This is a genomic window from Methyloglobulus sp. (assembly GCF_040079455.1).
GTDB lineage: Bacteria > Pseudomonadota > Gammaproteobacteria > Methylococcales > Methylomonadaceae > Methyloglobulus.
In genome coordinates this window covers 49762-63393 of record NZ_JBEBKJ010000006.1, presented here as the reverse complement: position 1 = coordinate 63393, position 13632 = coordinate 49762, and the positions used below count along the sequence as shown (strand labels likewise).

General features: G+C 45.6%; 15 protein-coding genes. 2 read left to right on the top strand and 13 right to left on the bottom strand.

The features are described from left to right. Nucleotides 1-54 precede the first annotated feature (54 nt). The 9 genes from ABL924_RS02830 to ABL924_RS02790 all read right to left on the bottom strand — a co-directional run bounded on the left by ABL924_RS02830 (nucleotide 55) and on the right by ABL924_RS02790 (nucleotide 7930). Nucleotides 55-1224, bottom strand: coding sequence for a nicotinate-nucleotide--dimethylbenzimidazole phosphoribosyltransferase (locus ABL924_RS02830; protein ID WP_349025549.1), 1170 nt, complete (start codon nucleotides 1222-1224; stop codon nucleotides 55-57). Continuing rightward, a complete protein-coding gene (gene bluB, locus ABL924_RS02825; protein ID WP_349025548.1) occupies nucleotides 1215-1868 on the bottom strand; it encodes a 5,6-dimethylbenzimidazole synthase in 654 nt (217 codons plus the stop codon). Before bluB ends, ABL924_RS02830 begins: the two co-directional genes overlap by 10 nt. Before the next feature lie 126 nt (nucleotides 1869-1994). Then, nucleotides 1995-2465, bottom strand: a complete 471-nt coding sequence (locus tag ABL924_RS02820) for a DUF6869 domain-containing protein (protein ID WP_349025547.1) — start codon at nucleotides 2463-2465, stop codon at nucleotides 1995-1997. Between the two features lie 9 nt (nucleotides 2466-2474). Continuing rightward, complete coding sequence (locus ABL924_RS02815) at nucleotides 2475-3488, bottom strand: FAD-dependent oxidoreductase (protein ID WP_349025546.1); 1014 nt, start codon at nucleotides 3486-3488, stop codon at nucleotides 2475-2477. A 298-nt stretch (nucleotides 3489-3786) separates the two neighbouring features. Further along, nucleotides 3787-3957, bottom strand: a complete 171-nt coding sequence (locus tag ABL924_RS02810) for a rubredoxin (RefSeq protein ID WP_349025545.1) — start codon at nucleotides 3955-3957, stop codon at nucleotides 3787-3789. Nucleotides 3958-4019: 62 nt separating this feature from the next. After that, nucleotides 4020-5150: a GNAT family N-acetyltransferase gene (locus ABL924_RS02805; protein WP_349025544.1), complete on the bottom strand. Its 1131-nt coding sequence runs from the start codon at nucleotides 5148-5150 to the stop codon at nucleotides 4020-4022. A 190-nt stretch (nucleotides 5151-5340) separates the two neighbouring features. Continuing rightward, complete coding sequence (locus tag ABL924_RS02800; protein WP_349025543.1) at nucleotides 5341-6543, bottom strand: DUF1343 domain-containing protein; 1203 nt, start codon at nucleotides 6541-6543, stop codon at nucleotides 5341-5343. 13 nt (nucleotides 6544-6556) lie between these two features. After that, entirely contained in the window at nucleotides 6557-7108 is a 552-nt protein-coding gene (locus tag ABL924_RS02795) for a DOMON-like domain-containing protein (RefSeq protein WP_349025542.1), read from the bottom strand. 84 nt (nucleotides 7109-7192) lie between these two features. Continuing rightward, entirely contained in the window at nucleotides 7193-7930 is a 738-nt protein-coding gene (locus ABL924_RS02790; RefSeq protein ID WP_349025541.1) for an SIMPL domain-containing protein, read from the bottom strand. A 186-nt stretch (nucleotides 7931-8116) separates the two neighbouring features. Between ABL924_RS02790 and ABL924_RS02785 the strand changes: the two genes are divergently transcribed. Continuing rightward, nucleotides 8117-8446 carry a hypothetical protein gene (locus tag ABL924_RS02785; protein ID WP_349025540.1) on the top strand — a complete coding sequence of 110 codons (330 nt, stop codon included), beginning with the start codon at nucleotides 8117-8119 and terminating at the stop codon, nucleotides 8444-8446. Between the two features lie 143 nt (nucleotides 8447-8589). Continuing rightward, on the top strand, nucleotides 8590-10056 hold the full coding sequence (gene guaB / locus ABL924_RS02780; protein WP_349025561.1) for an IMP dehydrogenase: 1467 nt from the start codon (nucleotides 8590-8592) through the stop codon (nucleotides 10054-10056). A gap of 182 nt (nucleotides 10057-10238) precedes the next feature. Here guaB and ABL924_RS02775 read toward each other — a convergent pair whose 3' ends face one another. The 4 genes from ABL924_RS02775 to ABL924_RS02760 form a co-directional block, all read right to left on the bottom strand. Further along, nucleotides 10239-10814: a hypothetical protein gene (locus ABL924_RS02775; RefSeq protein WP_349025539.1), complete on the bottom strand. Its 576-nt coding sequence runs from the start codon at nucleotides 10812-10814 to the stop codon at nucleotides 10239-10241. Nucleotides 10815-11179: 365 nt separating this feature from the next. After that, nucleotides 11180-12328 carry a hypothetical protein gene (locus ABL924_RS02770; protein WP_349025538.1) on the bottom strand — a complete coding sequence of 383 codons (1149 nt, stop codon included), beginning with the start codon at nucleotides 12326-12328 and terminating at the stop codon, nucleotides 11180-11182. A gap of 13 nt (nucleotides 12329-12341) precedes the next feature. After that, nucleotides 12342-12800: a hypothetical protein gene (locus ABL924_RS02765; RefSeq protein ID WP_349025537.1), complete on the bottom strand. Its 459-nt coding sequence runs from the start codon at nucleotides 12798-12800 to the stop codon at nucleotides 12342-12344. 143 nt (nucleotides 12801-12943) lie between these two features. Next, nucleotides 12944-13405 carry a hypothetical protein gene (locus ABL924_RS02760; RefSeq protein ID WP_349025536.1) on the bottom strand — a complete coding sequence of 154 codons (462 nt, stop codon included), beginning with the start codon at nucleotides 13403-13405 and terminating at the stop codon, nucleotides 12944-12946. Nucleotides 13406-13632 lie beyond the last annotated feature (227 nt).

Here is a 13632-nt window from a genome sequence, read left to right as displayed (position 1 = left end):
GATCCTTCTGAAGTATTATGTGATTATCGCGCTAAGTTGATACGAAGCAAAACATTAACTTTGAGTTGAGCAATCGACCCCAGCATCAGCAAACGTGGACATCTCGTTTAAGAACAACACCGCTGACTGGACTAAGGGGTAAGCGAGTGCAATACCTGAGCCTTCACCCAAGCGTAATTCTAAGTTCAGCAATGGCTTGGCATTGAGGGTTGCCAATAAGGCTTGATGGCCTTGCTCGGATGAAACGTGGCTAAACACGCAATAATCCAGCACAGCCGGATACAATTTGTAAGCCACGAGCAGCGCGGCACTGGCGATAAAGCCATCGACCAGGATCAGCATTCCCAACTCGGCGGCCTTGAGGTAAGCCCCCATCATCATGGCGATTTCAAAACCGCCGAAAGTAGCCAGTACGTCCAATGGTTCTGTAATGTCTGGGGAATTCTGTTTAAGTCCTTCGACAGGCTCAGGACGAACGGTGGTGGGTTGATTCCGTTCGTCCTGAGCTTGCACCACAGGCACTTCCGTTGGTCGTCGAACCATGAACGGAATCAACCCGTTATGGAAATCCAAGGCTTGTTGCAATACGTCATGCTTATGCCGCATAAGGCTATCGTCCAAGCCCGTACCGCGACCGACGCATTGCGCCAAGGGCATGTCGGCCAAGCAATGTACGAGCAGTGCCGCTGATGACGTATTGCCGATGCCCATTTCACCAAAACCAATGCAGTTGCAACCTACCTGATGTTGTTGCATGACCAATTCCGCGCCTTTTTGTATGGCTGTTTCGCACTGGCTTGAAGTCATTGCAGGTTCAGTGAGGAAGTTTTTTGTGCCCTTAGCTATTTTTGCATCAATCAATTGGGGGTGACTAAGCAAATCAGCATTCACCCCCGCATCAACAACCATCAAATCCAAGCTGTGTTGCCTAGCAAAAACGCTAATCGCCGCACCGCCCGATAAAAAATTGGCTACCATTTGTGCGGTAACCGATTGCGGATACGTGCTCACACCGGATTCTACGATGCCGTGATCTCCGGCAAAAATAAGAATAGTCGGCTTAGTTAACTTAGGTGCGAGTGTGTTTTGGATCAAGCCGATTTTCAGCGCGAGGCTTTCTAATTGCCCTAACGCGCCAAGCGGCTTGGTTTTTTGGTCGATTTTGGCTTGTAGGTCAGGCTTTATCCGTGAGGAGACCGGATTAATAATGAAGTCTAGCGGCACGGACTGTTCCAGGTATTTTCAAAGAGTAAATCATTGATGTCTTTGCGTTCCGCCCACTGTTCTTGCTCCAGCATGGGTTTATCGTAAAATTTTTCCACATGACCTAAACATAAGATAGCCACGGGGTGGCTGTCTTCCGGCATATTCAACAACGCTTTCAAGGCTTGCGGTTCAAACAGTGACACCCAGCCCATGCCCAATCCTTCCGCCCTGGCAGCGAGCCACATATTTTGTATTGCACAAGATAAGGAAGCCAGATCCATTTCCGGCAAAGTCCGACGACCAAACACATACTCTTCGCGCCGATCACATAAAGCAGCAACCAATACTTCGCCGCATTCCAAGATACCTTCAACTTTCAGCTTCATGAATTCATCTTCACGTTCATTTAAGGCTTTGGCAGTCTGAATCCGTTCCTGTTCGACCAGATCGTGGATGTCCTTACGCAAGCTGGAATCACTGATACGGACAAACCGCCACGGCTGCATAAAACCCACGCTGGGCGCATGGTGCGCGGCATCCAGCAAGCGGCTGAAAACTTCTGGGTTAACCGGATCAGGCAAGAAATGCCGTACGTCGCGGCGCTCGTAAATAACGCGGTAAACGGCGGCGATGTCAGGATCAGGGTAGCGGTGTTGGGACATTGTTAATAAATTGAGGAGTGTAGGATGCGATGGGGTACGAGCCGCGTCATTCGAGTTTCGCGTAGGATGCGGTTCACTCTGTTCACCGCATCCTACGCACTTTTAACCATCCCCTTTATTTTTTTGTTAGGCATTTGAGTTTGATAGATCATCGAAGTATCCATCATAAATAGCCGCTAATTTTATTCTTTCATATTCGACACTGGATAGATCGTTCTGGTACACACAGGATAATAGTCTGCGAAAAAGCAAATTTGATGAAGCCATATTTTCTACTCGGGGAATCACAGAACTTCTATGAATAGCCAGCCACGATTCAAGATGCCAAGCACCAAGCCTTAAATGGCAAAGTTTGTTATCTGTGGAATTGAATATCCTGAGAATCATTTCCCAACCTAAGTTTGGGTCATACATGCATATCGAAAGCTGACGTACGAACTCACTGTGTATTGCAGAAGTATCCTCAGGGCTACATTCTTTAACCCATCCGTCTACAATTTCTTTCTTTGCCGCTTCATCGAGCTCGGCAATAAATAGGGTTCTTCTTTCTCTAGCCTCACTTTGATACTTGATCCAATCAGGGTGTCGTTTTTTCATATTGCCTAACTACAGATTATAAGCATGCCCCGCCTCAAACCCATGCACCTTGGCCTTGGTCGAAAACGGTGCGGGCGACCACGCGGCTTGCTCCTGCCCTGCCAGATAATTCGCTAACCACAGGGCTTGGCTACGGATAGGCAGGATGTAGGCGTACAGCTTACCATCAGGCAGTTCCGCCCCATCACCCAGAGCAAAAATGGCTTCATCGTTGGTCTGCATATAAGCATTTACTTTTATGCCTCTGCCTGAATTCAAATCCGCCAGTTGCGCCAATTCGGTACGGGGCAAAAAGCCGCAAGCGACGATGACTGCATCAAACTCGGATGTTACATCCGTTAATACACACACTTTTCCGCCTTCTTCGGCAAAGCTTTGTACCGATTGATTCAGCAACACCTCAACACCCGATGTTTGCAGTACTTTAAGCAACGAAGTTGAATCTTCTGCCACCAATTGCCGTTCCATTAAGCGATCCATGGCGTGATAAATCGTCACCTTATCGCCCGCTACCGCCAAATCGGATGCGACTTCGCAACCGATCAAGCCGCCGCCGACTATCGCCCAATGCGGATGCTTGTTCTGGTTTAAGAACGGCTGGCGGAATTTCCGCATGGCTTTTAGGTCGATCAGGCTGTTCAAGCTGTAGAACAATTTTTCGTAAGGACGAAATGGCGGGGGTATGAAGGCCGCTGAACCTTGCGCCAAAATCAACTTGTCGTAAGCCAAGGATTTCTCCTGGCCTGGGCCGTCGATGGCAATGGTTTTAGCAATGCGGTCAATCGCAGCCACAACCGAACCAGCAATTACATCAATGCCATTTTCACGCAGCTTGGCGAACGTTTTCAGGATGATGGACTGCTCAATATCGGCTTTGGTAAAGCCACGGGACAGTAAGGGTCTGGAGTAGTAGCCGTCATGTTCATTAGTCACCAACACAATATCGGCATTAGGCGACAGCGCCCGATATTTTTCGGCGAACGTCACCCCTGCTATACCTGATCCAACAATGACAATGTTCATGCTGCCCCCTTAGTTATTATTGTTATAAGGAAACCTCTAAAAATCCCCTCTCCCAAAGGGCATAAGTATCTACACAACTTTTCAATATAACAAAAAATGGGTTGCCAAATCACCAAGCCCCCTCTCCTGCTGGAGAGGGTTAGGGTGAGGAGAATAAAATCAACTGTTTATATTCCCCTCATCCCAACCTTCTCCCTCAAGGGAGAAGGGGCAGATACTTGTGTAGATACTTATGCCCAAAGGTAGAAGGGGTTTTTTAAATTTTAAGAAATTCCCATAAATAGATTAGTTAAAGCAATCAATCCATTAACTCAAAATCACTTTTTTCTACGCCACATTCTGGGCAACGCCAATCGTCTGGAATATCTTCCCACAACGTGCCTGGCGCAAGATCAGAATCAGGATCACCTAACGCTTCATCGTATATATGCCCACAAACCGCACATTCGTATTTTCTGTAATCAGCCACTCAAACCTTCCTAGATGTTTTAATAATAGTGTAAATATTATAAAGCAAGCTAACAAAGTCATTCATTTTTTAAAAGGTAAGTAACTAGCGGCATCCTCCTTATAAGATGTCACTGCACTCTTTTCCCTAACCAAAAAATGCTCTATAGCCTTAGCAAATCGCTCATCTTGAAACCAGTGCGCAGAATAGGTCGTAACTGGTTCAAAACCACGGGCTATTTTATGTTCGCCCTGTGCGCCGGAATCAAAACGCTGCAAGCCATTGGCAATGCAATAATCCAGCCCCTGATAGTAACACGCCTCAAAATGTAGCACGTTGTATTCCTCAAGACAGCCCCAATAACGGCCATATAAGGTGTCGCTACCTACAAAACTGAGTGCCGCACCGACATACGCACCGTCTTTCAGGGCAAACACTAACCGCAGTTGGTCGCTCATCGTCGCAGCACAGCTCAGGAAAAAATTGAGATTCAGATAAGGCCGCGTACCATGCTTAAGATACGTCATCTGATAAAAATCATAAAACACCTGCCACTGATACTCACTGACTTCCCCACCTGATAGCTGAACCATTTCAATGCCTTGCTCGATAACTTTGCGACGTTCGCGTTTCAGCATCTTACGCTTACTGGCGTTCAACGTGCTTAGAAAATCGTCGAATGTCCGATATCCTTTATTAAACCACTGAAATTGTACGCCTTCACGAATTGCCAAACCCAATGCACGAAATGTTTCCAATTGTTGTCCAACAGGAAACAAACAATGCCAGGAGGAGATATTTTCGTACTCAGACTGGGTTTTGATGCAATCAACCAGTAATTCGGTTATTTGCTGTTGATCGGCGCGGTTTTTGATCGCAAACCGCAAGCCCTGACACGGCGTAAAAGGAATCGCAGCCAGCCATTTAGGATAATAACTTACCCCGTTCTGCTCATAAGCATAAGCCCATTGATTATCAAATACATACTCGCCACGGGAGTGTGATTTAAGATACAACGGCATTCCCGCCAACAGCTCATCATTTTCGGTAACCAGCACATGCATCGGCCGCCAGCCCGTCTGCTCGGACACGCAACCGCTATCTTCCAGCGCCAACAAAAACTCATGACGTATAAACGGGTAGCCATCTCCAACAAGCGCATTCCAAGCTTCGCTATTAACTTGGTCTATGGCAGTAATTTGTTTTATTTCCATTTCCATTTCAATCGCAGCAAACTTTAGGCAGCTAAAATGATACCGGAATTTTTATATCTTAACTTGCTCAAAGGTATATTCTCACCAACAGTTGAGAATGATTGATTTAGCGAAGATAATTAGGATTTGATTGGATGGCTGCAATGATTACGGGAATGCCCTTAAAAACCACTAATTAATCAGTAGTTATTCAATAGAGCAGAAAATGATGTCTTTCTTCTTTCCACGCGCGTTCATCCGCTTGCGCGATGTTATCTAAATCCTCAGGTAGAGTATTGTTATCATCCACCCATTCGCGCAGCAAGGGCGAACCGTTAATCACGTCTATTGCCAAACGGTCGAGTTCGTACTCGTAGGGAAAATCACGCCATAAGGGATAATCCGGCTGCTGGTGGCGCAGTGCCTTGAATGCCAGGGCTTGCAAGCGCCAAGGTTGGAAAGCGTTGTGGTCGTAACTGGCATCTTCTACATGGATTTGTACGCCGGAACAAAGCTGTCCGGCATATTTATGGAAAGTCGGTTCGAACCAGCATTCGCGTAGACGGGAACCTTTTAGCCATTGTGGGGCGAAATCAAACATGGTTTTTATCAAGGCACGGGCGTCAATGTCAGGTGCGCCAAACAATTCCAAGGGGCGGGTCGTGCCACGGCCTTCCGATAATGTTGTGCCCTCCAGCATCACCGTTCCGGCATAGCAACGGGTCATCCACAGGTTGGGCGCATTGGGGCTGGGGTTGATCCAGGTGCGTTCGCCTAGCGGCCAACCATAACCGGGTGCAGCATCAGGCTCCCAACTTTGCATAGCAATCACCTGACAATCGACATCCAGCTTTAAAGTGCTGATAAACCAGTTCGCCAATTCTCCCATCGTCATGCCGTGGCGCATGGGCATCGCGCCAGCACCGACAAAGCTTTCCCAGCCTGGACGTAAAGTTAGACCTTCTACGGGACGGCCAGCAGGATTAGGGCGGTCAAGTATCCAAACAGATTTATTATGCTTAGCCGCCGCTTCCAGCACATAACGTAAGGTCGTGATAAAGGTGTAAATACGGCAACCGAGATCTTGTAAATCCACCAGTAAGATATCGAAAGTATCCATCATGGCATCAGTGGGGCGGCGCACCTCTCCATACAAACTAAATACTGGAATGCCCAGGATGGGGTCGATAAAATCAGGCGATTCCATCATGTTGTCTTGTTTGTCGCCGCGTAGGCCATGTTGAGGGCCGAACGCCGCGCTAAGTTTAATATCTGGCAAACTTGCCAAGGCATCTAACGAATGCGCCAGATCGGCTGTGACTGAAGCCGGATGCGCCAGTAACGCGACCCGTTTTCCAGCCAACGGTTTACGTAAATCAGGCTCTTCAAGTAGTCGATCAATACCAAATTTCATGCTGTAGGAAAAGTCAGGCTAGATTTAGGGATAGGGTAAAGCCGTTGCGATGGTGAAAATCAGGCTTACCAGATGGATGAAATAGCGCCCAGTAAGAAAGTTCGCCAGCTTTCGTTTCCAACACGGCGGTAAGCCCCAGCCGATAAGGTTGATTGAGTGGATTATCGGGCAAATCAGCTTCGTTAATCACGGCGGTTAGCACTAAATGATGGTCAGAACGGGCAAAATGGATGGCAGGTGCATGGTTAGCTTGCCATGCTTTCTTTGCCCGATAATCATCGAACGCATAAGCCGCCCATTGACTAGATGGCGAAAAATTAAACTCATGATAAGGTGCTTCTTCCACAACCGCTATGAAGGCTTCAAAACAGGTGTGCTGCCACAATTCACCCGCCATGCTGGCTTGTTGCGGTTCAGGAATTAAGACCTTATCAATGTCACCTTGCAATTCATACCGTAACGTAAGGTTGCCCTGTTGGTACTGTGCCTTCACGCCGATATACAATGCCTTGGTTGCAGCATCGGCGGTGTCTGGATGGTGAATGAGGCAGGATTTGGAGATCAAGTTCTTATTTTCTGTTAGGTAAGAAAGTTATTCTGTCGTTCTGGCAAGTTACGACGGAATGATGGTGGTATTTAACAAGATTAATTACTCAATCCCAAACATCACATCGACAGTGACGGTAACTTCTTGTTCACCGACTTGCACAGGCGTGGACGCTCCGTCCGCCATAGCAGCTTTCATCATCCGCATTTCGCCGTAAGGCATAGGTGCAGCAGGAATGTCGCTGCCTTCACTGATATGTAAAGGTGAACCCAAGGTTACGCTTGCCAATTTAGCATATTGTTCAGCCTTGGTCTTTGCGTCGGCATAAGCTTTTTCACGTGCATTCCCCAAGGCCACTTTGGGATTCTCGATACCAAAATTAATACCTTGTACGCGTGTCGAATTACCACCCGCTTTAACCGCAGAATCAATAATGTCACTGGCCTTGTTAATATCACGGATGCAAACAGCGACTTGATTGGACAGTTGATAGCCGATAATTTTATTGGCCGTATCGGGTGAATAGTTGGGGTAAAGCGAAACAGACCGTGTTTGAATATCTTTGTCCGCAACACCTTCATTTTTAACAGCCTTTATCAGCGCATCCATAGAATTGGCTGCCTGAGCACGTGCCGCCTCCGCAGTTTTTGCCTGAACTTCTACCGATAAGGTCAAATCCGCTTTGTCCGGCGCAACAGAAACTTTACCCGTGCCGCTGACATGAATGGAGCGGGGGCGTTGGTTATCAATAGTTTCGGCATTGGCATTGGGCATCAACAAGGTGCTCACTAAAACGAGTGTCAAAAAAGTAGAAATTTGGCGGAAGTGATAATAAAACATAATTAACCTTATTAGTTGTTCAACAATTGGGCTTACACTGCTACTTAATCAAGATTATCCAATTAAAGAGAATAACGATCTTGCCTGAACAAGAGCTTAACATTATAAATGCGAGACAAGCTAGCCTACTAAATAATCAACACTGAAACCTTAATTCAAGCAATCACCAGGCCCACTAAAACTAACGTGCTTAAAAATACCAACGATATAACAGACACCCGCGAAATACTGCTGGCAATACTCTCAAACAGTGGCACATTGGCGGGGATTAGCCTTGCATTAGTAGGTATCATCAATCTCAAACCCAATAACCCAAAATTGGATACGCTTGCTGACGACTTGTACATTTTTTCCGCACTCGGTTTTGTCGTTGTCTGTTACTTGGTGTTTTTTGCCATACGGCTTTTACACTCACCTCGAATAAGCTATTGGGTCAGAATTATTGATGCCTTATTTCTAGGTTCATTGACAATGCTAGTCGTTGCTGGTTTTTTAACGGTCTACACATTTGTTTAGAACGCGAGTTCAATGCACTTGAGTTTGTAAGTTCCAGCAATAATTTCCCCCTAGGGAATTGCGATAATTATTTTAGTTCTACGGAAAACGCTTGATTTAACCGTATAATATGTCGCTATTTCACAGGTAGCAAGGTGACAATCATGCAAATCATCCAGGAAGCACTGACGTTTGACGACGTTTTGTTATTGCCCGCGCATTCGACTGTATTGCCACGCGAAGTCGAAATCAAAACCCAGTTGACCCGCACTATTGCGCTCAATATACCCCTGGTTTCAGCGGCGATGGATACGGTTACAGAAGCTCGGTTAGCCATCGCGATGGCGCAGGAAGGCGGCATTGGCATCATCCATAAGAACATGACCGTCGAACAGCAAGCGCGGGAAGTGCGTAGCGTCAAGAAATACGAAAGTGGGGTGATTAAAGACCCCATCACGGTTTCTCCCGACACCAGTATCCGCGATGTCATCAAATTAACCCGTGCCAAAAATATTTCCGGCGTTCCTGTAGTTAACGGTGATGAATTGGTTGGCATTGTGACCAGCCGGGATCTGCGCTTTGAAACCCGTTTTGACGAACCCGTTTCAAAAGCAATGACCCCTAAGGAGCGGTTAATTACGGTAAGTGAAAATGCTGACCCTAAGGAAGCTATTGCCTTACTGCATAAACATCGCATAGAAAAAATCCTGGTGGTGAATGATTCCTTTCATTTGCGCGGCATGATTACTGTAAAGGACATCCAAAAAGCGAAAGATTACCCACAAGCCTGTAAAGACGAGCAGGAACGCTTGCGCGTGGGTGCGGCAGTCGGTACCGGATTTGGCACTGAAGAACGAGTTGCTGCACTGGTTGCGGCAGGTGTTGATGTCATTATTGTCGATACCGCTCACGGACATTCCCAAGGCGTTTTGGACAGAGTGCACTGGGTAAAAAAGCATTACCCCAACGTTCAGGTAATTGGCGGCAATATTGCCACCGCAGCAGCAGCATTGGCGCTAGTTGAAGCAGGTGCAGACGGCGTAAAAGTCGGCATCGGCCCAGGGTCTATTTGCACGACGCGAATTGTGGCCGGCGTGGGTGTCCCACAAATTACCGCCGTCAGCAATGTCTCGGAAGCCTTAAAAGGCACAGGTGTACCGTTGATTGCCGATGGCGGTATCCGTTATTCCGGCGATGTCGCCAAAGCCTTGGCGGCGGGAGCGCATTCTGTCATGCTAGGTGGGTTGTTTGCTGGCACGGAAGAAGCACCAGGAGAAGTCGAATTGTTTCAGGGACGTTCTTACAAATCGTATCGCGGCATGGGTTCATTAGGTGCCATGTCACAAGTGCAAGGTTCCAGTGACCGTTATTTTCAGGATGAAACCGATTCCGTTGAAAAACTGGTACCGGAAGGCATTGAAGGTCGCGTCCCTTACAAAGGCAGCTTGCTCGCAGTTATTCACCAATTGTTGGGCGGCGTACGGTCTAGCATGGGTTATACCGGAGCGCAATCAATCAAGGATTTACATGAAAAAGCCCAGTTCGTTCGCGTGACCAGTGCGGGTATACGGGAAAGCCATGTGCATGATGTGACGATCACCAAGGAAGCGCCGAATTACCGGACGGAATAGCCATAATGTCTTCAGGCATATCAAAACACTTCAAGAGGGGAGCAGTCTTGATGGCGAGGTTTCCTAAATACTTGGTGGCAGGAGCATCGTTCGATGCCGGTCATGTCCTTGTATATAACAACGTACGGTCATTTAGGCTTGTCCAGTCAGCGGCCACTAACACATGCGGCGCATACGCTACGCTATTGTCGCCCTACAGGAGTGCGGCTTACGGCCTTAAGGCCTTGATGTTGAATTGATGCGGGTAAAATAGTTAAACACCACACAATTGCCGACAAAAAAGCCAATGAAATTAAATGCCTCATTACTTCATAAGGATAAAAAATAGGATCTAAGTTGTTTGGGGTCTCACCAATCAAAATAGTAAAAACCACAGAAAATATAATGCCGCTTAATAGCCAGAATTTTTTGTACATTAAATAAAATGAAGTGCTTTTAAAACGTCTGACAATAAATAGTGGAACGGATGCGGGTATCGCTAGTAACAATCCGTAGAAAATCACAGAAAGGACTATTCTCAATGGCGGGGATAAAGGGAAGCGCTCACTACAATCTGTGCAATCAAAAGACGCTATCGGTTGTTCTAAACCGGTACGTAGGCCTTTTATTGGGAAGCTTGGAAAATCAATAAGATTAAAAAGCGGCAATCCAATAATCACTATTATGCTGATGATTACCGATAAACTTAGTAAGAATAAGAAAAGGCTAAAGTTTTTCATATTGATTTTGTTCTGATAGATAACGGCGCGTTTTTTCAAAGAACTCGCCGTTATGTTTAATTGTGCTAGTTTTTTAATTTAAAAAGGCACCGGACTAAATTTAGTCGGCTGAATCCTAACCCAACTTTTTGTATATACACCTGGGGTAGCTGTTTTTAATAAGGTTGCTTTAAGTATCTGGTTAACGTGTCCAGTAGGGTTAATATATTTTAGTTCTGGAATAGTTAGCGTCCCGTTAGCAAATAATGTTGTTGAGACCATTGACTTCGTAGGGTTTCGACGTGGTTCAACAACCTCACCGTCGGCAAAACGTGAGTAACGGGGTAACATACCCCGTCACGCGGAGTTCTGTCTGGATGAAGATGGTTTTGGTTGCGAGAAATTATGAAAATGGTAAGTTGAAATTACTTTAACCGTTCAAATGCAATTCGCCAATCCGCCGCATAATCGCTACCTTGAACTGCATTGTTTTGCGACTGAAAATAATTAACGAGACTCGACCGCATTTCCTGGGGTAACGCTGAAAGGTTGACGTTACCCTCTTCTTTTAATAAAAAGGACAGGGCGCTATTCATTCCTTCCTGTGTCTCCGTATCAGGAGATGTTAAAAGGCTATTTACCGAGGTTAACGATTTGTCAGAATTGGCAAAAAGACTGCGAAAAACCGCGCTGTACATTTGAGCGCTAAATTCCGGTCGGTCATTAATGTCGGCTTTAATCTCAGGGATCAGCGATTCAAGCTCAGTCTGGTTAGCCTGGTTTCCATATAATTCCATAGAAAACTCCATCAAGCCGCTAGTTTCGTCAGATAAGTCAAAAAAAGAAGCATCGTTCGTATGAAGTATCTGCTGCCTGAGCATTTCCTTGATATAAGGCACATTCGCCTGATAAACAGATTCCGCCTGGCTATTATTGGCGATTTGTTCTTTGCCTATAGTCAGAATACTATGCGCGATTTCAAGTAAGTCATGCCGCGCTTGGCGGCTTTGCCCCCCTTGCGGGAGTAAGTTCTGGTAAGCGTCAGCTATTTCTGGCGATAGCTCATAAGGGGCCAATCCCGCCAAGACACCACCAATAATTTCTCTTAAGGCATTATTATCACCCGGCCATTCATTGCCCTGGTAAACATCCCATAAAATGCGGGCTTTATCTTCCCGGCTGAGCTTGGGGTTCATGTATATTTGACGGTCAATTTTTTCTGCAAAATCTGTGATCGCTTTTGCCACATCAGGCGGGTTTGCCCCAGGGATTGACTGGGTATTTTCTTGTGGAAAAGGGAATTCGCTAACCCATTGGTTAATTTGCGTTTTCCAATCTTCTAAACCCATAGCTTTGGTTTGTGACGCTATTGCGGTAGATTTATCTTTAGGAGTTCCAGAGGAATTATTGGTATTAGAATCCGCTTTGCTCTTATTTAGACTTGAGTGGGTCGTCTTAACAGCTTGCCCTAGCTTGATAGTCTTTTGGTGGCCTGTGCTAAAAATAGGCCAAGAGACAAAGCCAACGATGAGGCTGATTCCTATTATTCCGGCAAAAAACCAATTACGTGGCATTTAGATACCCTATCTAGGTTGAAAAGAGTTTAATCGGGAGGAGAAAAACGCGTCCCCTCCCGAAAAATAAAGCTGGCCTAGTAATTTCAACTAACTCCCCTAAAGGCCCAATACCAGTAAGTGCGGCGGTTAATAACGAAAATACCAAGGCTCCCCACAACCAGAAAGTTTTATATGTTTGGTAAAATGAATTACTTTTGAAGCATTTGGCAAGGGATAATGGGATCGAAGACAGTACCGCCAGTAACAATCCGTACCAAATCACTGAAAGCACTATTCTTATTGTAGAAGACAAAGGGAAGCGCTCAGGACACTTTAAGCAATCAAACGGTGCTATAGGTTGATCTAAATCATAACGTAGGTCTTTTACTGGAAAGCTAGGAAAATCAATGAAATAGAAAGGATAGGCAAAACCTCCCATAATTACCCATAATCCCAATAAACAGAACGATAAGACGCTTATGTTTTTCATATTGATTTCGCCATAAAAGATAACGGCACGCTTCTATAAAAACGCGCCGTTATGTTTAATCCTTTTTAAATTAAAAAGGTACTGGGCTGAACTGGGTCGGTTGAATTTTAACCCAACTTTTTATATATACCCCAGCAGTAGGTTTACGGCTTATTATAGTATTTGTGTTGAAGGTGGGCCGGTAATATAGCCAAGTAAGCAATGGTGATATACAACGTTACAAGAAAAATTACTACCTGGATTCCACCAGTACCCGTATGAATAAGACCAGTTAGTATGCCGGTTATTGGTGAAAATACCAACGCGCCACACCACCAGAATATTTTATACGCTTGGTAAAATGAAGTGCTTTTAAACCGCTTGGCAATACATAAAGGAATCGAAGCCAGTACCGCCAGTAACAATCCATACCAAATCATTGAAAGAAAAATCCTCGTGTCTTTAGCTAACGGAAAATGTTCAACTCCCCACTCCTGATCTATCCACCCTTCTATGGGAAAGCTCGGAAAATCATTCCTAATAAAATACGTCACTAAACCATACACTCCATAACTGGTGATTGCCGATAAGCCCAGTAAGGATAAGAAGGAACTTATGTTTTTCATATTGATTTCGCCGTGTTTGATAACGGCACGCTTTGCTAAAAAACGCGCCGTTATTTTAATACTATGAGTCTTTTAACTTAAAAAGGCACTGGACTAAACTTGGTCGGTTGAATCTTAACCCAACTTTTTGTATACACACCTAGGGTCGCTGTTTTTAATAAGGTAGCTTTAAGTATCTGATTAACGTGTCCTGTGGGGTTAATATATTTTAGTTCTGGAATAGTTAA